Raw genomic sequence first — 20,534 nt, forward strand, 5'->3', positions numbered from 1 at the left:
ACGACAGGGTTGCCCTGCCCGGGCCGGCGATCGACGCCGCACTGCGAGCACCCGAGGGCGAGCTTCGGATCTATCCGGATATCGATCACTTCGACATCTATGACGGACCGCCGTACGAGGCCGTCGTGGCGGACGAGGTTGACTTCCTCCACCGTCATCTCCTGCACCGAAACCTGCTAGGGGCACCCAAGGCGGCCTCCGAGACGACTCGGGTTCATTTGCCGACTACCGAGACTGTCCACGATCAGGAACTCCACCAGGTCTGATGGTTTTCCTACCGGCGCGACGAGCGACAGTGAGAGCAGGAGCCGGCCCCGCTACCCGCGGGTCGGCTTCTGCTCGTCAGCAGGCGGAGAGCAGCCGCTCCGGTGTCGACGTCGGGCTCATCGAGCGTCAGGGTGGGGCTGGTGGTCGGCTCGGACGTCCCGCCGGGGGTGTGGCTCTCAGTGGTCTGCCCGTGGGTGGCCTCCTACGACTGGCCGCCCGCCCTGTGACGACTCGGCCGCTGATCGAGAGTTGCGCATCGTCGCTGCATAGCGACTGCCGGCGAGCTCGTCTCGGCACCGGCGTTCTGCGTGCGGAGGCGGTGCTGGACAAGGCGTGGGCCGGCGTGGACGTGGGCAAGCGGCACCGGTCGTCACAAACTGATCTTCAACGCCCTCCTGCCACGTTCACGGGCGGCACGCCGTGCGGACTTGCTCGTCCAGCTGGTGCACACCCGTCAGCCTGCCGGCAGCCGGACACTGCATCGCGGGCACGGGAACAGCGCGCGCACGGCGCAGCGCCTGGTCCTTCTGCGCCTGCTTGGCCCTCGCGTTGCCCTGCCCGCACCACACCTCAGCGTCCCGCTAGCGGCCGCGCTGGCAAGAGCAGCGGGCTAGCGTTGCGATGGTGGCGTCGCTCCCGCGGGCGGCTCGGCCAACCTCTTCGGGAGACCCAGCGCGACCGGCGCGGGTCGCGCGGCTTGTCGTGGTCGTGGCCGGGCTGCTGACGGGATTGGCCGCGCTCGCGTTCCCATTCGCGCCCGTGGTGCAGCCCACCGTCACCTACCACTGGCCCTCGTCGCCAACCGACCCCGAAGCCGCCGCGATCCCGCTCATGCCCTACCAGCCGATCAGCCTGACCGCCTCGGTCAGCTGCTCCGCGGCCCGGCGGCTGGCGCAGGCGGGCGGCGCCGGCGAGCACGTGCTGCTCTCCACGACCCCGCTGCGCGTCGACCCGTCCGCGCATCCCCTCCCAGGGCTGAGGGTGGCCGTGGTGAACGGGCGGCTCGCGGTGAGTAGCGCGGGAGTCGACCTCGGCAGCTGGCCGGTCCCCGCCGGGTCGGACTGCTCGTGGACATTCACCTCGGGGGTCGACCGCACGGAGCTGCGGATGGCCGAGGTGGTTCTCGCGGTCCGCGAGGGCGACCTACGGCCGAACGTGATTGGCGCGTTCACCGAGCTGCCGGACGCCACCGGGTTGGACCTGCGGCTGGTGACCGATACCCGGTTCAGTACGACCATCGGCCCGCTCAAGCTGTCGATCGCGGTGCTCGGTGTGGCGTCGCTGCTGGTGCTGCTGGTCGCGTTGGCGTACACGGATCGGGCGGTCCGGGGGAGGCGGACCGGTCCGCGGGCGCCGGGAGAGCGGCGGTGGCGACCCGGCGCGGTGGACGTCGTGCTGGCCGCGGTGCTCGGGCTCTGGTGGGTGATCGGGCCGATCACGGTCGACGACGGTTACATCAGCGGCATCGTGCGCAGCCGCGGCAGTAACGGCTTCATCGGGAACGTCTACCGGTGGCTGAACGCGCCGGAGGAACCGTTCAGCTGGTTCTACGAGCTCTACTACTGGTGGTCGCTGGTTTCTCCGTCGACGGTGTGGATGCGGCTGCCCTCGACCCTGCTCGGGCTGGTCTGCTGGGCCCTGCTGTCCCGCCACCTGTTACCTCGCCTGGGCCGGCCGTGCGCGGGCGTCCGCGGGCGGTGGACCGCGGCCGCGGTGTTCGCGTTGTGGTGGTTGCCGTTCAACCTCGGCCTGCGACCCGAGCCGTGGGTGGCAGTGGGCGCGCTCGCCGTCTACGTCACGGTGGAACGCACGGTGGCCACCGGCCGGGTGCTCCCGCTGGCCGCCGCCCTGATGCTCGCCGGCGTCACGACGCTCGTCACCCCGACCGGACTGCTCGCGTTCGCACCGATCCTGGCAGCCGCCGGGCCACTGGTGCGGCGGCTGCGCGAGCGCTCGGACCTGCACCGGCTGCCGCTGGCCGTCGCGTTGCTGGCCGCACCCGCCTCGGCCACCCTGCTGGTCTTCGCCAACCAGAGCCTGGCCGCCGTGCTCGAGTCGGTCCGGGTGCGCACGGTGATCAGCGGCAGGCCGGCGTGGTACGCGGAATACGAGCGGTACGCGCTGCTGCTCGACCCCCATGACATCCAGGGCTCGCTGGCCCGCCGGGCGCCGGTGCTGCTGACCCTGCTCGCCGTCGCCGGCGCGAGTTGGGCGCTGACGCGTCGCGAGCGCCGTGATGTGGCTGGCGGGCCGGCCCGGCGTCTGGTGGTCGGGTTCGTGCTCGCGCTCGCAGCCATGACACTCAGCCCCACGAAGTTCACCCACCACTTCGGTGGCCTCGCCGGGCTCGGCGCCGGTGTTCTGGTGCTGGCCGTGCTGACGTGGTCACGCGCCGGCCTGCGCGCGCGGTCCGGGCTAGGTCGACCGGCGATCGCCGGGCTGGCGGGAGTGACCGTGGTCGGCGCGCTCGTGTTGAGGGGCCTGAACACGTGGGCCTACGTCTCGAACTACGGCCTGACGTGGAGCACGAACAGCCCGCACCTGGGCCCCGTCCGGCTGGCCGAGGCGGTGCTCGGGCTCGGTGCCGTGCTCGTGGTGGGCCTGGCGGGCGCCGTGGTGTGGCGGCGCGCGACTGACCGGCCGGAGCCGACGTTGCCGCGCTGGGTGCCCGCCCCCGCAGGGCCGGCGCTGGTGCTGGTGATCGCCGTCGTGGCGCTGGAGGTGCTCGGTTTCGTCCGGGTCAGCGCAGCGCGCCCGGACACGTACACGCTGGCCTCGGACGCGGTGCGCACGCTGACCGGCTCGTCGTGCGGCCTCCAGTCCGACCTGTCGGTCGAGACCGACCCCGCCGCCGGGACGCTGCCTCAGGCGGTCGGGCCGGCCGGGGCGGCCGAGCCCGCGATGCCGGTCGTCCCGGTCGACGTCGGGGGGCCGGTGCTGCCGGGCGTGCCGATACCCAGCACGGGCGTCACGCCCTGGTATGTGCTGGACGAGGCACAGCGCGAGGCGGTCCTGCCGGTCGTGGTGACGCTCGCCGGAGCGACCGCGCCGGGTGACTCGATCGGCCTGGACTTCGGCAGCGGTGGCCAGGTGGTCGCCCGGAGCATGCTCGCGCCGGCCACCACGATGCCTCGTGACCAACGAGTGATGGCGCCACCCGGCGCCGACACCGTCCGGATCGCGATCAACGCGCCGGAGTCGACGACCGGAGCCGGGACGGGCCGGCGAGCCGCTGTGTCGCTCCCACGAGTCCCCCGTCTCACACCGATGACCGCAGTGCTGCCGCCCGGATCGACCGCCGTTCTGGACTGGCCGGTCGCGTTCCTCTTCCCCTGCCTACGCCCCGAGCCGCTGCCGCTCGGAACGGCCGGGCTGCCGCGCTGGCGCGTGGCTCCGCCCCCGGAAGATCCCTCCGCCGAGATCACGTACACGCCCGCATTCGGCGGCCCCTTCGCCGGTCCGCGCCTGCTCGTGACGGAGCTGCGGATGGCCACCTACCTGCGTGGGGAGCCGTTGCGCGAGCCAGCACAGCTGCTTCGTTGGATCCCCGTCGTGCCACTCGAGGAGCCGACACCACACGTTACGACCACGAGCGTGCCCGGCTGGCGCGCGGACGGGCACACCCGGGTACCCGAGGTGGACCCGGTGCCCGGCTGAGCCGGGCTCACGCGCCTGCGCGGTGCGGCGGGGTTGATCTCCTTGTTCAGCCGCTCTGGGGGTTGTCCTGCGTGACTGTTCCTCGGGGCACCGGGTGAGCATGTACGCGGTGTCGTAGACGTTGACAGGAGTCGAAGACCGGTGTAACGGTACTGCGTCGGCCGTCCCGGAAAACCGATCTCGATCTTCTTGACCGCGGATCCAGGCAGGTCGAGGAACTCCTTGCTGAAGGCCGTCACCAGCGGCAGCCCGCCGTTTCCCGTGTGATCGTCTGTCCGCGTCATCCACCGCGGGTGACGCGGTGCCGGCGATGTCCGGCTAGACCGGGTGCCAGGACGGATGGGCCTGTGCGGTCGACACGTGGAGGTTGCGATGCTCACGCTCACCGGGTGGGAGCCCGAGACTCGCCACGGCGCCGACGAGGCGCTGAAGAAGGTCAACAAGCTGCACGACGAGGCGCTGCTCCGGTTGCACGACGCCGTGGTGGTCAGCCGGAGCGCCGGGCAGAAGAAGCCGAAGACCCACGAACTGCTCGGCACCACCGGGACGGGGGCGGTCAGCGGCGGTTTCTGGGGAATGCTGTTCGGTCTGCTCTTCCCCACCCGGCTGCTCGGGATGGCGATCGGCGCGGCCGGCGGCGCGCCCTTCGATTCCATGCGTGACCTCGGAATCACCGACGACGGCAGTCGCGAGGTTCGCGACGATGCTCGAGCCTGACCCTCCCTTCCGGCCGGTCCGCGCCCGGGACGGCTACCCGCCACTCGAAGATCTCGGGTTGATCGGCGACGGGTCGACCGTGGCGCTGGCTGGTCTGGACGGGAATATTTGCTGGCTGTGCCTTCCGCGCTTTGATTCCGAGCCGCTGTTCTGCGGGATCCTGGACCGGAATCACGGCGGTCATTTCAGCATCACCCCGGATGGCCTGACCGAAGCGCGGCATCGCTATGAGCCCGATACCGGGGTGCTGGTCACCGAGCTGCGCAGTGCCACCGGCACGGTTCGCCTCACTGATGCGCTGGCGCTGCGCCCGGGCGCCGACCTCACTGATGACGTTCCCGCGGGCCGGGGCGAACTGGTGCGGTCGGTGGTGGTCCTGCACGGGAGCGTTCGGCTGCGGGTGGACCTGGAGCCCCGGGGCGGCGCCCAGGCGCGGCGTGCCGCCAGCGGCCTGGTGGTCATGCCCGCGCGGCGCCCGGACCTGCGGTTGCACCTGCGGTCCAGCCGCCCGCTGAGCGGCCTGCACGGCCGCTATGACCTGGAGCAGGGCGACTCGCTGGACCTGGTGCTGTCGTGGGGCCGCATTCATCGCCACCACCGGTTCGACGCGGACGCGATGTTGCAGGCCACCGGGGAGGCGTGGCGCAGGTGGATGACGCGCTTCAGCTACGACGGCCCAGCCGAGCCGCTGGTCCGGCGGGCTGCCATCACCTTGAAGCTGTGCGACCACTGGGTCAACGGGTCACTCGTCGCCGCGCCGACATCGTCGTTGCCGGCGCCGGTCGGCGGGGTGCGGAACTGGGACTACCGCTACACCTGGATCCGGGACGCGGCCTTCACCGTGTTCGCCATGCGCCGGATCGGGTTCGCGGATGAGGCCGAGGCGTTCCTGGGCTGGGTACTGGACGCCTTCGAGCAGAGCCGGCTGCCGCGGATCATGTACGACCTCGACGGTGGCCCGGTACCTGCGGAATGGGAGGACGCCGAGCTCGAAGGTTACCGGCGCTCCGCTCCGGTGCGGTGGGGCAACGGCGCGGCCGACCAACGCCAGCACGACGTCTACGGCGAGGTCTTGGACTGCGCCGACCAGTGGGTCCGCGCCGGCGGCTACCTCGACCAGCCGCTGTGGGCGGCGCTGTCCAACCTGGCCGGGGCCGCCGGGAACGCCTGGCGCCAGCCCGACCAGGGCATCTGGGAGGTGCGCAGCGAGGGCCGGGTCTTCACATACTCGGCCGCGATGTGCCAGGTGGCCCTGGACCGGGCGGTGGCCATCGGTGAGCGGCTGCGCCTGCCCGGGCCGCTCCCGGCCTGGCGGGCCACCGCAGCCAAGCTCCGCCAGATCATCCTGGACGAGTCCTGGGACGAGGAGAACCGGACGCTGAGCGAGCATCTCGGCGGCGGCGGCAGCGTGGACGCCAGCCTGCTGGCACTCCCGCTTCGGCGGGTCGTTCCCGCCGATCACCCGCGCATGGCGGCGACCGCCGCGGCCGTGGCCGAGCGCCTGTCGGCCGGCGACGGCCTGCTCTACCGCTACTCGCACCACGACTCACCCGACGGCATCGCCGGTGATGAGGGCGCCTTCGTGCTTTGCAGCTTCTGGCTGGCCGACAACCTGGCCATGCAGGGCCGGCTCGACGAGGCGGAGGAGCTGTACGACTCGTTGTGCGCCCGGGCCAGCCCGCTCGGCCTGTTGCCGGAGCAGATCGACCCGTCGACGGGTGAGTTCATCGGGAACTTCCCGCAGGCGTTCAGCCATATCGGCGTGATCGCCAGCGGCGTGACGCTCGCGCGAGCCAGGAAGGGCGAACCGAGATGATCGAACGGCTGGCGATCTTCGGGGCGACCGGTGACCTCACCGCGCGCTACCTGCTGCCCGGGCTCGCCGCGCTGCGGGCCGCGGGGCATCTCGGCGATGGCTTCCGGCTGACCGGCGCCGGCCGGGAGGACTGGGACGGCGACGAGTTCCGGCGGTGGGCGAGCGCCCAGCTCGGCCGGCACGCCGAGGAGCTCCCGGCCTCCGCCAAGGAGTCCGTGGTGTCGTCATCGGGCTACTGTCGGGCAGACGTCACCGACCCCGCCGCCGTCGCGGCTGTCGTTGCCGGTGACGGGCCGGTCGCCGCCTACCTGGCGCTGCCTCCGGCGGTCTTCCCCGCGGCGGTCTCCGCGCTGCACGAGGCGCACCTGCCGCCGGGGAGCAGGGTCGTGCTGGAGAAGCCGTTCGGCGAGGACCTGGACAGCGCGGTGGAGTTGAACCGCTTGCTCGCCGACCTCGTGCCCGAGCAGGCGGTGTTCCGCGTCGACCACTTCCTGGCCATGACCACGGTCCAGAACGTGCTCGGCACCCGGTTGGTCAACCGCATGTTGGAGCCCGTCTGGAACGCTGCGCACATCGCCGAGGTGGACATCATCTGGGAGGAATCGCTGGCCCTGGAGGGCCGGGCCGGCTACTACGACGGGGCCGGGGCGCTCAAGGACATGCTGCAGAACCACCTGCTGCAGCTGCTCTGCCTCGTCGCCATGGAGCCGCCGATCACCCTGGGCGACCGTGACCTGCGCGACCACAAGCTCGACGTCCTGCGCTCGGTGCGGCCCCTCACCGACGCCGACGTCGTCCGCCGCACCCGCCGCGCCCGCTACACGGCCGGACGGCTCGGTGACCGCGACGTCCCGGCCTACACCGCCGAGGCGGGGGTGGACCCCACCCGCCGCACCGAGACCTTCGCCGAGGTGGAACTCGAGCTGGACAACTGGCGCTGGCCGGGAACGGTCTTCCGGCTCCGCACCGGGAAGGCGCTCCGGCGGGACCGCATGGAGGTCGCCGTGCGCTTCCGGCACGTGCCGCACCTGCCCCTCGGCCACAGCGGGGAACCGCAGCCCAACCTGCTGCGGTTCGGGCTCTCCCCGGAGACCATGACCCTGGACCTGATCGGTATCGGCGCCCGCGCCCACACCTTCGTCCCGTTGACGCTGACCGCCCGGATCGACCCGCCCGAATTGCCCGCCTACGGCCGGCTGCTGCTGGACGTGCTGGACGGGAACGCAGCCCTGTCCATCCGCGGTGACGAAGCCGAAGAAGCCTGGCGCGTCCTCACCCCCGTGCTGTCGGCATGGTCCGAAGACCTCGTTCCGCTCGAGGAATACCCCGCCGGTTCGGATGGGCCTGGACCCCGGCAGCGGGAGGGCACCAGCTAACCGACCTGCTCGCTGGGCGTTCCACGACCTGCTGGGCGGAAGGAACGGAAGGACGATGGCACGAACCGGACCGCAGCTCCGCAGCCAGCGGCTGCGCATGGTCAACCACCAGGGAGACGCGCTCCGCCTCGGGATGAACTGGACCGAGGAGGATCTCGGCAAGCCGCAGGTCCTGGTGGACAGCGCCTACGGCATGGGCCACCCGGGCACGTTCCACTTCCGGGAGCTGATCGAGGAAGTCAGCAACGGCGTCTATGAGGCCGGCGGGAACCGGGCACCGCAGCCACGCCACAGCAGCGGGATCCTCTCCTTGTACGCACGTGTCGCCGGCGACACGTCTCTCGGAGCCTCTCTCACCTAGGAATGCCCGCGGCCGTTCTCCTCGTGAAGGTGACAGGAAATGACGAAGCAGACCGTCGTCATCGCCGACTACGACTACGGTGACGTGGACATCGAGCGGGCGATCATCGAGGACGCCGGCCTCCGGCTGGTCGCCGCCGACTGCAAGACCGAGGACGACGTCATCGAGGCCGCCCGGGACGCGGACGCGGTCATCGCCCAGTACGCCGCGGTCGGGGCCAGGGCCATCAACGCCTTCACCCGGTGCAAGGTCATCGCGCGGTACGGCACCGGGGTCGACATCGTCGACGTGGACACGGCCACCCAGCGCGGCATCCTGGTGACCAACGTCCCCAGCGACTGGTGCCAGAACGAGGTCGCCGACCACGCCATGGCCCTGCTCCTCGCCGCCGCCAGGAAGATCTGCGGCTACGACCGTGCGACCCGCGCCGGGACCTGGCGGTGGCAGTCCGGTGAGCCGATCCACCGGATCCAGGGACGCACCCTCGGGCTGCTGTCGTTCGGCGCGATCGCGCAGGCCATCGCCGCCAGAGCACACGCGTTCGGCATGCTCGTCATCGCCCACGATCCGTACCTGGCGCCGGAGGACGTGGCGGCTCACGGCGCCCGGCCGACTTCGTTCAGCGAGCTGGTCGAGCATGCGGACTACCTGGTGATCCAGGCACCGCTCACCAAGGAGACACACCACCTCATCGGCGAGCCGGAACTTCGCCGCATGAAGCCGACGTCGATCCTCATCAACACAGCCCGCGGGCCCATCGTCAATGACACCGCGCTGTACACGGCGCTGAAGGAAGGCTGGATCGCCGGCGCAGGACTGGACGACATCGAGGAGGAACCCGCAAAGCAGCGGAGCTGGGAACCGGTGAACCCGCTGTTCAGCCTGGACAACGTGATCATCACGCCGCACGCGGCCTACTACTCCGACGAGGCCATCCGCACCGTCCGTGACTTCGCCGCCCGCGAGGTGGCGCGGGTGCTGACCGGGAAGCCGCCGCTGTCGCCGGTGAACGCTGCCCAGCTCGCCATCGTCCACCCCGGCCCGTCATCGTGAGCCGCGCGAGCGGATGTTCGAGCGCGCCCGCGGCAGAGAGGAGCATCCGATGAGCGCACCAGAGGATCAACGGTGGATCGTCGTCGGTGTCGACGGCTCACCGCGAGCGCTGGACGCCGTCCGGTGGGCTGGGGCAGAGGCGACCCGGCGGCGGGCGGGACTGCGCCTGGTCACCGCGGTGGACGGGCTCGATCGTCCCGTGCTGGGCTTTCCCGTCGACGCGATGCTCGAGCAGGCCAGGCAGGGCAACGAGGATGCGGCCGCGGCCGCGGCCGAGGTCGCTCCCGCGGTGACTGTCGATCGGAAGGTCGAGATGGGGCACCCCGTCGCCGTGCTCGCCGCCGAGTCGCAGCACGCAGGGCTGCTGGTGGTCGGAGCGAGCGGGTTCGGGCGGATCGCTGCCGTGGTGGCCGGCTCCGTCGCGGTCGGGGTGTGCACCCAGGCGGCGTGCCCGGTGGTCGTGGTGAGGGGAGAGGTGCACGACAGCACCACCCCGGTGATCCTCGGTGTGGACGCGTCGCCCGTCGGGGGGGCCGCGATCGCCTTCGCGTTCGAGGCCGCGGCGTCGCGGGGTGTGCCCGTCATGGCCGTGCACACGTGGGGGGACCCACCCGGCGACGTGCGGATCGCAGCGCAGTGGATGGAACTCGCAGACCAAGCGAAGCGCCGGCTGGCGGAGCGCCTGGCCGGGTGGACCGAGAAGTACCCCGACGTGCGCGTACAGCGCATCGTGATCCACAGCCAGCCCGCACGTGGGCTGCTCGAGCTGTCGGAGAATGCGCAGCTCGTCGTGGTGGGGTCGCGCGGGCACGGAGAGCTCGTAGGGTTGATCCTCGACTCGGTCAGCAACGCCATGCTGCACCGGGCCGCGTGCCCGGTCGCCGTCGTGCGACCGCAACGAGGGTGACCGCCGCCGGCGCCGGCGCAGCGTGCCTTCCGCGTGCGCGGAGTCGCTGTATCGTCTTCTCCATCGCGCGTTCCTGTGGATCAGATGGTTGTACCGATCGCCTCCAGCTGTGAGCGGCGCCCGGCGACCACGAGCTTGTCCCCGGCCTCGAGCGGTCGCTCGTGATCGACCTCTCCGGGTCCGACGACCCGCTCGGGTACCACGTCGAGCAGGGTGGCGACATCGAGACCGAGCGCCAGCAGCGCCTCCGCGGGGCGGTGGCTCACCGCAGGGGATCCGCGCTGGACGGTCAGCATCCAGACGGCGGCTTCGTCGGGTGCGCGCTGCCCCGGCTCCTCGTCGGGGACCTCCAGGTGGAACCGCACGCCGGCCAGCAGCGCCGCGACGACGCCGGCGTCGGTCTCGCTCAACCGCACTGTCGTGAGCGAGGCGTCGAGCGACGGATCGAGGACCACCAGATGCCGCGGCCCCCGATCCTCCACCACGACCATCAATTGCCGGTCGGGAGCGGTGGGCAGGGAGTACCGCCAGCCGACTCCCGGCAGGCGCTGCGCCTGGATCATGACGTCGCCCATCGCCAGTTCCTCTCCGGTTCCACGACCGCGCCACGGCGGGTCTGCTGTTGGTGTACGGGCCGGAGCGGGGCGAACGCGTCCGCCGCGGAGCGCGAGCGGATCACTCGTGGCCCTGCCCGGCAAGGGTGACGACGCACCCGGCGCCGTGGATCACGGCGTGACTGACCGAGCCGAGCACCATCCGCTGGAGAAGCCCCGGGCCGGGCGCGACCGTCATCCCGAGGTAGTTGGCGGCGTAGAGCACGAGCCGGGGCGCATCGAGCCGCACCGCTTCCTCAGCACCCCACCTCAAGGCGACACGGCTGTGCGTCCTGCCGTTGTAGCCGACCACCACTGCCCCTCGCGGACGGGCCCGTCCCGACCAGGCACCCACCTCCACGTAGACCATGTCGGCCTCCCCGGGTTCCGCGGTGCAGGGACACGCCGCGGCCCGTCGAGGATGGTCCTCGGGGCACGAGGGCGCCAGGGGCCAGCAGGTCGTGCAGCTCGACGACCTCGACCCGGCGATCGCGCGGTTGGCGAACTCGACGTGGCGGGGGTCAGCCGGAAGTGCACCGAACCCCGGGGCGCAGACCAGCGCCGCGGTGACCTTGCCGGGTCAGCTCCTCCGGAGCGACGGACGACGGCCGCCGATCGCCGGGCTGACGACCGGGAGCAGGTTCCAGGCGTACAGATCCTTGCTCGACGCGTGTGGACAGCCGCTGTGCAGCGATAGGACGATGGGGCGACTCCGACCGTACTCGAGTCGGAGTCGGCCTTGATCGCCTACGGCCACTGGCCGGCTTCAACCTGTTGGTCCGGTCAGGCGCTTCCTCGCCTGCTGCAGGCGCGGCAGGGTGACGGGTGGACGGATGCCTCGCGGCGGAGGACACATGACGCTCCACACCGACATCCCGACCCGGTCCGAGATCGACGCGCTCTGGCAGGCCGCCGCTCCGGCCGCCGTCTCGATTTGCCTGCAGACCACGCCCGAGTCGGCGGGTGAGGCGGAGCGGATCGCCTACCCGAACGGGGTTCGGGAGGCGCAGCCCCAGCTGGGGGAGGTGCGCAAGGAGGATCTCGCGGGGCCGGCGGAGCAGCTCGCCGTCTTGGAGGACGAGGACTTCCCGGGCGCACAGCGTGCCGGGCAACCCGGAGGGCCGCGGCGACGGCGAGCTGGTCGCCGAGGCCCGGACGATCCTCGACGGCTGGTACGCCGATCGGCTGGAGGAGGAGAACGGACCTTTGCCGGCCGCTCGCAGCAGGGCCGCACCTCGACCGATGTCGCCGCGCCGGCCCGCTTCGCTTCCCGCGGCGCCGTGGAGACCCCGTTCGCCGACATCGACACCACCGTCCCCGGCCAGGTCGACGAGCTGGGTGAGGTGACCTTCACAGGTGCGGGATCCGGCGGATCGCGCGGTGTCGTGGACGAGATCGCCCGGCGGGGCCTGGCTCTCCGGCGCCCGGTTGCCGGCGGTCCGGCGCGAGGACCTGCCCGGAGGGGGAGACGTCGCGGGACCCCGCGGTACGCACGAAGGCATGAGTGCCAGCCTGCATCGAGTCGTGAGGAGGAGCGTGATGGAGGCACTGCGCCAGCGGTTGGCGGTGAAGCCGGAGGACCTGCGGCGACGGGTCGACCCGGCGGTGCTGCCGTTCCGGACGACGGCCGAGGTGGCGCCGGTCCAGACGACGATCGGGCAGCCGCGCGCGGCCGAGGCGATCGCCTTCGCGCTCGAGGTCGGCGTGCGCGGCTTCCACCTCTACGCCGCCGGTCCGCCGGGCACGGGGCGCGAGAGCACCGTCCTGGCGGCCGTGCACTCCTTCGCCGCGACGCGGCCGACGCCGCCTGACTGGGTCTACGTCCACAACTTCGCCGAGCCGGACCGGCCACGCAGCTTCTCGATGTCGGCCGGCCACGCCCGGAGACTGGCGACGGCGATGGCGTCGTTCCTCGAGGCGGTGCAGCGGGAGATCCCCCGCGCCTTCGAGAGCGAGGATTACGCGCGGCGGCAAGAGCAGTCCCTGGCCGAGGTGAATACGCGTCGTGCCACGGCGATAGCGGATCTGCGCGCCTTCGCGCAGGAACGCGATTTCGCCCTGGAGATGACGCCGACCGGTATCGGCAAGATCCCACTGCAGGGTGGCCAGCCGATGGCGCAAGAGGTGTTCGGGCAGTTGCCACCTGAGAGGAAGGCGGAGCTCGAGCGGCGGGGCGCGGAGGTCCAGAGCGAGGTCGGCGCGTTCGTGCGTCAGATGCAGCAGATCGAGAAGGAGGCCCAGGAGCGCGTGAGTGCGCTCGAACGCGAGGTGGCGCTGTACGCCGTCGGCCCGCTCATCGCGGAGTTGCGCGAGGAGTACCGCGAGCAGCCGGATGTCCTCACCTTCATCGAGCAGATCGAGAAGAACCTGCCGGGACACCTGCACGACTTCCTGCCGGCGACCGAAACCCGGCAAGCGGAGCACGCGGACGGCCCGGCCGCGATGCGCGGACTCCAGCGGCAGGAGCGCCTGGCGCGGTACGAGGTCAACGTGCTGATCGACAACAGCGACGTGGACGGCGCCCCGGTCGTCGTCGAGCGGAACCCCACCTACTTCAACCTGACCGGCCGACAGGACTACCGGGCCGTGCTGGGGGCGATGGTGACCGACTTCCGGCAGATCAAGCCGGGCGCACTGCACCGCGCCAACGGTGGTTTCCTCGTCGTGCACGCGCTCGACGTCATGCGCAACCCCATCGCCTGGGAGGGGCTGGAGCGCGCCCTGGTGTCCGGCGAGGTGCGGATCGACAACCCGGGCGAGCAGGCGGCGCCGACGGCTCGGCCACGTCCGGAGCCGATTCCACTCGACCTGAAGGTGATCCTGATCGGACCGTCCGCGGTGTACGACATCCTCCACCAAGCCGACGTGGACTTCCCGGAGTTGTTCGGGGTGAAGGCGGAGTTCGCGCCGGACATGGAGTGGAGCGAGGCGAATCTCGCGAGCTACTCCGCCTTCCTCAGCCGGCTCGTCCAGGACCGCGAACTGCGCCACTTCGACCGCTCGGCCGTCGCCCGGATCGTGGAGCACGGAGCGCGGCTGCGCGATCACCAGCGGAAGCTGACCGCGCGCTTCCTCGACGTCGCCAGGCTCGCGGTCGAGTCGAGCCACTGGGCGGGCGAGGCGGGGCACGACGTCGTGCTGGCAGAGGATGTCGATGCGGCGATCGCCAAGCAGGAGCGGCGGCGCAACCTGGTCGAGGAGCGGAGCCGAGACGTGATCCTCGACGGCACCATCATGATCGACACCGAGGGCGCGCAGGTGGGGCAGGTCAACGGGCTGGCGGTGCTCGGCATCGGGGACCACAGCTTCGGGCGGCCGACCCGGGTGACCGCACGGGTCTCGGTCGGGCTGGGGACGGTGCAGAGCATCGAGCGGGAGATCGAGAAGTCGGGCCCGATCCACTCGAAGGGATTCCTGACCCTGACCGGGTACCTGCAGGCGCAGTACGCGCAGCATTGGCCGCTCTCGCTGGGGGCGACGATCACCTTCGAGCAGTCGTACGGCGGCATCGACGGCGACTCGGCGTCGACGACCGAGCTCTACGCCTTGCTGTCGGCCCTCTCCGACCTGCCGCTGCACCAGGGGATCGCCGTGACGGGCGCGGTGAACCAGCACGGCGAGGTGCAGGCGGTCGGGGGCGTGACGCGCAAGATCGAAGGCTTCTTCGACGTCTGCAGCGAGCGGGGACTGACGGGTGAGCAAGGGGTGCTCGTGCCGACGTCGAACGTCAAGAACCTGATGCTGCGGGACGATGTCGTCGAGGCGGTCAGCGCCGGACGGTTCCACGTCTGGGCGGTCAGCCACATCGACGAGGGGATCGAGTTGTTGACGGAGCGGTCGGCCGGCGAACCGGCGGCTGACGGGACCTTCCCGGAGGGCACCGTGCACCGGCTGGTCCAGGATCGGCTGCGGGAGTACGCGGAGCAGGTACGCGAGTTCGGCAATGTCCGTCCCGGCGCCGCTCTCGCCGGCGCGTCGAGCCCTGCCGACCGAGCCCCCGGGTGAAGCCCGCGTCCCACGCCGGGGTCCCGCGCCCGAGCCACGGGCCGTGGTTGCCGTTGGTCGTCATCGTCCTCGCCCAACTGCAGATGGCGATCAACATCAGCGCCCTGCCGGTGTCGCTCGGGCCGATCTCCGAGGACCTGGATGCGCCGGCGACCGCCACGGCGACGGCCCTGCTGCTCTACTCGCTGTTCGTCGCCGCGTTCGTCATGCTGGGAGCGAAGATCGGCAAGCTCGCCGGCGAGCGTCTGGTGTTCCAGGCCGGCGTCGTCGTGCACGGCGGGGCGATGGCTCTGATGGCGACCAGCACCGATGCGGGCACCATGAACACCGCCCAGGCGATCGCGGGGCTCGCCGCCAGCGCCATCGTGCCGACGTTGGTGGTGCTGATCGCCGCGAACTACCACGGCCGGCAGCAGGAAACGGCGCTGGGCGTGCTCGCGGGCATCCCCGCGGTCGCCAGCGCGATCACCTTCGTCATCGCCGGGTTCCTCGCCACGGCGTTGAGCTGGCGTTACTCGTACTGGCTGGTCGTCCTGCTTGCGGTCGTCGTCCTCATCCTGAGCTATCGCCTCACGCCCATCCCGCGCCAGCGCGGCATCACCATCGACGTCGTCGGGGTCGCGCTCTCGGCTGCCGCGATCGCCCTCATCCTGTTCGGCTTCAACAACCTCCAGACGTGGGGCCCGCTGGTGGCGGAAGAGGCGGCGCCGTTCTCCGTCCTGGGCGTGTCGCCGGCGCCGTTGCTCATCCTCTTGGGGATCGTGCTGGGTCAAGCGTTCTTCGCGTGGTCGAAGAGGCGCATCGCGGTCGACGAGCAGCCGTTGCTCGCGATGGAGGTGCTGGACAGCGACGAGGAGAAGAGCGCCGTCATCGCGTTCCTCGTGGCGGGCAGCCTCGGTCTCGCGGTCGGGTTCCTCATCCCGCTCTACGTCCAGATCGTCCAGGACCGCACGCCCATGTTCTCGGCGGTGGCCATCCTCCCGTACGCGGGTGCAGTCGCGCTTGCGGGCGTCATCTCCGTGCGGCTGTACGGTCGCCTCTCGCCCCGCAGACTCGGGGTCGCCTCCTTCATCCTGATCGCGATCGGTCTGGTGGTGGTCGCTTTCACCGTGGGCAACGACTGGGGCACCGTCGCAGTCATCCTGGGTCTGCTCCTCGTCGGCATCGGCGAGGGCACGCTGCTCACCCTGCTGTTCAACGTGCTCGTGTCCGCGTCTCCGAAGCGACTGGCCGGCGACGTCGGCGCGCTGCGGGGCGTGGCGAACAACGTCTCGAACGCGATCGGCGCGGCATTCGCCAGCGTCATCGCGGTCGGACTGTTGGGCATGCTCCTGGCGTCGGCCTTCGCCCGGTCCGAGCTGCCGCCGGAACTCGAGACGACGGCCCTCTTCGACCAGGTCGACTTCGTGACCAACCACGAGCTGAGCAGCGTGCTCGGTGCGACCTCGGCGACACCGGAGCAGGTGGAGCGAGCGGTGGCGATCAACGAGGACGCCCGGCTACGTGCGTTGCAGGCGTCGTTCCTGATCGTGGCGGGCATCTCGTTGTTGTCGATCTTCCCGGCCGCGAGGTTGCCGAGGTACGCCCCGGGCGAGTTGTCAGCCGAGGACATCGTGCGGGAGGCGACGCTCTGACCGGCGGGGATCAGGTGTCGGGAAGATCGATGACGGCGACCGGCCGGTCGGCATCGCTCAGGACCTGCCGGCTCACCGACCCGAGCAGGATGCGGCGGATCAGGCCCTTGCCGTGCGTGCCGACCACGATCAGCTGCGCATCTTCCGCCTGACCGAGGATCGCGTGAGCGGCGTGGCCTTCCACCACGACGTGGTCCACGCTCACGCCGAGCTGGGCAAGGCCGTCCACGATCAGCCCGACACCGACGAACAGGGCCACCGAGGTGAGCGCAGCCGGGCGCAGGCTCGGCACCAGCGGCGCGTGCCCGACAGCGAGCAGCCCGAAGACGACCTGGCAGGTCCGGCGCCACGCCACGATCGGCTGCCGTGTCGGCTGCCGGCGCGGTGGCCGGACCGGCTGCGCCCGACGCCCCGTCAGCAACAGCCGGCCGTTCTCCGTCCGGGGCCGTCGGCGTCCCGGAGGGGGTCAACGTGGGAGAGGGTTGCGGGCGGGCCACGGCGCACTCCTTCGTCTGCTTCGCCGCATGGAGAGGCTCGGCATGGCCTGCGCCGGCAGCCACCGGGTGGGAGAGTCGCAGCCATGTGCCGCTGGCTGGGCTACTCCGGTGATCCCATCCGTCCGGAGGAGCTGCTCTACCAACCCACGCGATCGCTGATCGAGCAGAGCAAGAGCCATGCACCCGACGTCGCGATCGCCAACGGGGACGGCTACGGCCTCGGCTGGTACGGCACGGCGCAGGGGCCGGGGCTGTTCCGCAGCGCCTCGCCGGCCTGGGGCGACAGCAACCTCAGGGAGATCAGCGCTCAGCTGCGCTCGCCGCTGTTCCTCGCCCACGTGCGTGCGGCGACCGGCACGCCGGTGCAGCAAACGAACTGCCACCCCTTCCGGTACGGCGAGTGGTTGTTCGTGCACAACGGGTTCATCGAGGCCTTCGAGCAGGTGCGGCGCGAGCTGCTGCTGACGGTCGATCCGGCGCTGTTCCCCGGGATCGGGGGGTCCACCGACTCCGAGCTGATGTTCTACCTCGCGCTCACCTTCGGGCTGGTGGAGGACCCGCTGGGCGGCCTGGAGCGGATGGCGGGGTATGTCGAGACCGTGGGGCGGCGGGCCGGTGTGCAGCACCCGCTGCAGATGACGGTCGGGCTGAGCGACGGCGTGCGGCTCTACGCGGCGCGGTACGCGAGCGGGCCGGAGGCGAACACGCTGTTCCTCAGCTCGTCGGTGCGCGACGTCCGGCTGCTCTACCCGGAGAACGAGCGTCTGCAGCACTTCTCCGACGAGGCCCGGGTGGTCGTTTCCGAGCCGCTGGTCGACCTGCCCGGGTTGTGGCGGGAGATCCCGCCCGGCTCGGCGGTCGTGGTGCAGCCCGGGGACGACCTCGAGGTCCCGTTCGGCCCGCAGGCGTCCTGAGCAGGTCACAGGGCGTATCGCAGCTTGCACCCCATCCTGGAGCTCTGCCGCGTCCCAGGCCAGACGACGAAAGATCGGGCTAGCTGTGGCGGCGCAAGGATCGAATTTCTACTGTCCGCCCGTTGCGCACCTGACTCGCCAACCCGTAACGAGTAGCGATCTTCGGACGAGCACCGAGCTATCCCCATCCGTCCGCACCTTGTATTGATGTTGGATCAGGAGGAGTGTTGCCCGGGCTTTATGGGCTCGCACTGCACGGAATCCGGAATCATGTGACGACCACGTCATCGCCGAGGAGATGCGCGCCGCAGTCCGGTCGCTCCGCCAGATGACCACGCTCGTGGACCAGGCGACGAGCCTCGTCAGCGTGACACTCCAACCGTCAGGAGACGTAGGTGGATCCCACGGCCTCGACCAAGACAGCGACCGCGAAGGATGTTCGCCCGTTCAGGATCGACGTCCCCGAGGAACAGATTGCCGACCTGCGCCGTCGTATCAATGCGACGAATTGGCCCGACCGGGAACCGGACCCCACCCAAGGCGTACGGCTCGAGACGATCCAGGCACTGGCCGCCTATTGGGCGACGGATTACGACTGGCGCGCGTTCGAGGCGCGCTTTGCGGCCCTCCCGCACTTCGTCACCGAGATCGACGGGGTGGACGTTCACTTCATTCACGTTCGGTCCGAGCACGAGGACGCGTTGCCGCTCATCGTCACGCACGGATGGCCGGGCTCGACGATCGAGCAGCTGAAGATCATCGATCCGCTCACCGACCCCACGGCACACGGCGCGAGCGCATCGGACGCCTTCCATCTCGTGATCCCCTCGTTGCCGGGCTACGGGTTCTCGGGAAAGCCGACCGAGACGGGCTGGGACCCGATCCGCATCGCCCGCGCGTGGGTCGAGCTGATGAACCGGCTCGGCTACACCGAGTTCGTCGCCCAGGGCGGCGACTGGGGGAACGCCGTCACGGAGCAGATGGCGCTGTTGAAGCCCCCGGGGCTGCTCGGCATGCACACGAACATGCCGGCGACGGTTCCCCCCGACATCTCCAAGGCGCTCCGGATCGGCGACCCGCCGCCGCCCGGGCTGTCCGCCGAGGAGAAGACGGCGTACGAGGTGCTGGCCCACTTCTTCGCCACCGGCGTCGGGTACGCGATCGAGATGGCGAACCGGCCGCAGACGCTCTACGGCATCGCGGACTCGCCGGTCGGCCTGGCCGCGTGGATGCTCGATCACGACGTGCGCAGCTACGAGCTGATCGCGCGCGCCTTCGCCGGGCAGCCCGGCGGTCTGTCGCGGGACGACGTCCTGGACAACGTCACGCACTACTGGCTGACGAACACGGCGGTCTCCTCCGGGCGTCTGTACTGGGAGAGCAAGCTGGCCTTCTTCGACGCCAAGGGTGTGGAGATCCCGGTGGGTGTGACCGTCTTCCCGGACGAGCTGTACCCGGCACCGCGGAGCTGGGCGGAGCGGGCCTATCCCAAGCTCATCCACTTCAACAAGGTCGACGAAGGCGGCCACTTCGCCGCCTGGGAACAGCCACAGACCTTCGCGGAGGAGATCCGGGCGACCTTCAGGTCACTGCGGTGACCGCGACGGACAAGTTGCGCATCGAGGGGCGGCTCCCGGAGCTCGGCGGCGCGACCGCCTGGCTCCACTCCGGTCCGCTGACGCCGGCAGGCCTACGCGGCAAGGTCGTCATCGTCCAGTTCTGCACCTTCTCGTGCATCAACTGGCTACGCACCCTGCCCCATGTCAAGGCATGGGATCGGAAGTACCGCGACGACGGGTTGGTCGTGATCGGCGTCCACTCGCCGGAGTTCCCGTTCGAGCACGACCTGGAGAAGATCCGGTCTGCCCTCGAGCCGATGGGCGTCGACTATCCGGTCGCGGTGGACAACGAGTTCGCGGTCTGGCGGGCCTTCGACAACGCGTACTGGCCCGCCCTCTACTTCATCGATCCCGAGGGACGGATCCGGCACCACCACTTCGGCGAGGAGGACTACGAGCGATCGGAGAGGGTCATCCAGCGGCTGCTCACCGAGGCGGGAAGCGCTGATGTCGACGAGGACCTGGTGTCGGTGGAGCCGGACGGCGTCTACCTCGCCGCCGACTGGGGCACGCTGGGGTCGCCGGAGACCTACGTCGGCTACGCCCGGGCCACCGGCTTTGCATCACCGGCCGGCCTCGCCCGCGACCGCAGCCGGGTCTATGTCGAGCCGTCGCGCCTCCAGCTCAACCACTGGGCTCTCGCCGGCGACTGGACGGTGGGCGAGCAGATCACGACCCTGAACGAGCCCGGCGGCCGCATCGTGCACCGCTTCCACGGGCGGGACCTCAACCTCGTGCTGGGTTCCCGGGCGGGCGGCGGGCCGACGGGCTTCCGGGTGCTGCTCGATGGGGAGCCGCCGGACGGCGCCCGCGGACTCGACATCGACGAGCGGGGCAACGGGACCGTCGGCGAGGAGCGGCTCTACCAGCTGATCCGCCAGGACGCCCCGATCATGGAGCGCACCTTCGAGATCACCTTCCTCGACGCAGGCGCCCAGGCCTACGTGTTCACCTTCGGCTAGTCGGGAGGCCGGATGAACGTCACGCAGATCGATATGGGAGGGCTGGTCGCGTCGGCAACGCCGATGCCGGCCCGGAGGATGGCGCCGTCCTCCTCCCGCCCGGCCGGCCATGCGCAAAGTGATGGTCGGTCCTGGAAGGGATTGTCCGGGAAGGAG

At 70.8% G+C, this 20,534-nt stretch carries 15 protein-coding genes and 1 pseudogene; 13 read left to right on the plus strand and 3 right to left on the minus strand.

Annotated features, from left to right (window positions below; all coding sequences use genetic code 11):
* The 8 genes and pseudogenes from ABEA81_RS03730 to ABEA81_RS03765 form a co-directional block, all read left to right on the plus strand.
* A pseudogene (locus tag ABEA81_RS03730) lies at window positions 1–266 on the plus strand (hypothetical protein); the annotation flags it as partial.
* A gap of 760 nt (window positions 267–1,026) precedes the next feature.
* A complete protein-coding gene (locus tag ABEA81_RS03735) occupies window positions 1,027–3,924 on the plus strand; it encodes an arabinosyltransferase domain-containing protein (RefSeq protein ID WP_345603302.1) in 2,898 nt (965 codons plus the stop codon).
* A 372-nt stretch (window positions 3,925–4,296) separates the two neighbouring features.
* A complete protein-coding gene (locus ABEA81_RS03740) occupies window positions 4,297–4,641 on the plus strand; it encodes a DUF1269 domain-containing protein (RefSeq protein WP_345603304.1) in 345 nt (114 codons plus the stop codon).
* The gene (locus ABEA81_RS03745) at window positions 4,628–6,457 is read left to right on the plus strand and encodes a glycoside hydrolase family 15 protein (protein WP_345603306.1); all 1,830 of its coding nucleotides are present in this window, start codon (window positions 4,628–4,630) and stop codon (window positions 6,455–6,457) included. Before ABEA81_RS03740 ends, ABEA81_RS03745 begins: the two co-directional genes overlap by 14 nt.
* Window positions 6,454–7,833 (plus strand): glucose-6-phosphate dehydrogenase, encoded by a 1,380-nt coding sequence (locus ABEA81_RS03750; RefSeq protein ID WP_345603308.1) that lies wholly within the window; start codon window positions 6,454–6,456, stop codon window positions 7,831–7,833. Before ABEA81_RS03745 ends, ABEA81_RS03750 begins: the two co-directional genes overlap by 4 nt.
* 55 nt (window positions 7,834–7,888) lie before the next feature.
* The gene (locus tag ABEA81_RS03755; RefSeq protein WP_345603310.1) at window positions 7,889–8,194 is read left to right on the plus strand and encodes a hypothetical protein; all 306 of its coding nucleotides are present in this window, start codon (window positions 7,889–7,891) and stop codon (window positions 8,192–8,194) included.
* 39 nt (window positions 8,195–8,233) lie between these two features.
* Entirely contained in the window at window positions 8,234–9,247 is a 1,014-nt protein-coding gene (locus ABEA81_RS03760) for a C-terminal binding protein (RefSeq protein ID WP_345603311.1), read from the plus strand.
* 49 nt (window positions 9,248–9,296) lie between these two features.
* The gene (locus ABEA81_RS03765) at window positions 9,297–10,154 is read left to right on the plus strand and encodes a universal stress protein (RefSeq protein ID WP_345603312.1); all 858 of its coding nucleotides are present in this window, start codon (window positions 9,297–9,299) and stop codon (window positions 10,152–10,154) included.
* 80 nt (window positions 10,155–10,234) lie between these two features.
* On the opposite strand, the gene ABEA81_RS03770 is transcribed toward ABEA81_RS03765, so the two are convergent.
* The gene (locus ABEA81_RS03770) at window positions 10,235–10,729 is read right to left on the minus strand and encodes a hypothetical protein (RefSeq protein ID WP_345603314.1); all 495 of its coding nucleotides are present in this window, start codon (window positions 10,727–10,729) and stop codon (window positions 10,235–10,237) included.
* A gap of 100 nt (window positions 10,730–10,829) precedes the next feature.
* The gene (locus tag ABEA81_RS03775; RefSeq protein WP_345603316.1) at window positions 10,830–11,117 is read right to left on the minus strand and encodes a hypothetical protein; all 288 of its coding nucleotides are present in this window, start codon (window positions 11,115–11,117) and stop codon (window positions 10,830–10,832) included.
* Window positions 11,118–12,286: 1,169 nt separating this feature from the next.
* Between ABEA81_RS03775 and ABEA81_RS03780 the strand changes: the two genes are divergently transcribed.
* On the plus strand, window positions 12,287–14,752 hold the full coding sequence (locus tag ABEA81_RS03780; RefSeq protein ID WP_345603318.1) for a Lon protease family protein: 2,466 nt from the start codon (window positions 12,287–12,289) through the stop codon (window positions 14,750–14,752).
* Complete coding sequence (locus tag ABEA81_RS03785) at window positions 14,749–16,386, plus strand: MFS transporter (protein ID WP_345603320.1); 1,638 nt, start codon at window positions 14,749–14,751, stop codon at window positions 16,384–16,386. The genes ABEA81_RS03780 and ABEA81_RS03785 overlap by 4 nt, the downstream gene beginning before the upstream one ends.
* 10 nt (window positions 16,387–16,396) lie before the next feature.
* Here ABEA81_RS03785 and ABEA81_RS03790 read toward each other — a convergent pair whose 3' ends face one another.
* Complete coding sequence (locus ABEA81_RS03790) at window positions 16,397–16,645, minus strand: universal stress protein (RefSeq protein ID WP_345603322.1); 249 nt, start codon at window positions 16,643–16,645, stop codon at window positions 16,397–16,399.
* Between the two features lie 321 nt (window positions 16,646–16,966).
* Here ABEA81_RS03790 and ABEA81_RS03795 point away from each other — a divergent pair, with 321 nt between their 5' ends.
* The 3 genes from ABEA81_RS03795 to ABEA81_RS03805 all read left to right on the plus strand — a co-directional run bounded on the left by ABEA81_RS03795 (window position 16,967) and on the right by ABEA81_RS03805 (window position 20,378).
* Window positions 16,967–17,797, plus strand: a complete 831-nt coding sequence (locus ABEA81_RS03795) for a class II glutamine amidotransferase (RefSeq protein WP_345603324.1) — start codon at window positions 16,967–16,969, stop codon at window positions 17,795–17,797.
* A 395-nt stretch (window positions 17,798–18,192) separates the two neighbouring features.
* Window positions 18,193–19,395, plus strand: coding sequence for an epoxide hydrolase family protein (locus ABEA81_RS03800; protein WP_345603326.1), 1,203 nt, complete (start codon window positions 18,193–18,195; stop codon window positions 19,393–19,395).
* The gene (locus ABEA81_RS03805; protein WP_345603328.1) at window positions 19,392–20,378 is read left to right on the plus strand and encodes a thioredoxin family protein; all 987 of its coding nucleotides are present in this window, start codon (window positions 19,392–19,394) and stop codon (window positions 20,376–20,378) included. The genes ABEA81_RS03800 and ABEA81_RS03805 overlap by 4 nt, the downstream gene beginning before the upstream one ends.
* Window positions 20,379–20,534 lie beyond the last annotated feature (156 nt).

Origin of the sequence: Pseudonocardia adelaidensis, assembly GCF_039543345.1 — a bacterium.
GTDB classification, from domain to species: domain Bacteria; phylum Actinomycetota; class Actinomycetes; order Mycobacteriales; family Pseudonocardiaceae; genus Pseudonocardia; species Pseudonocardia adelaidensis.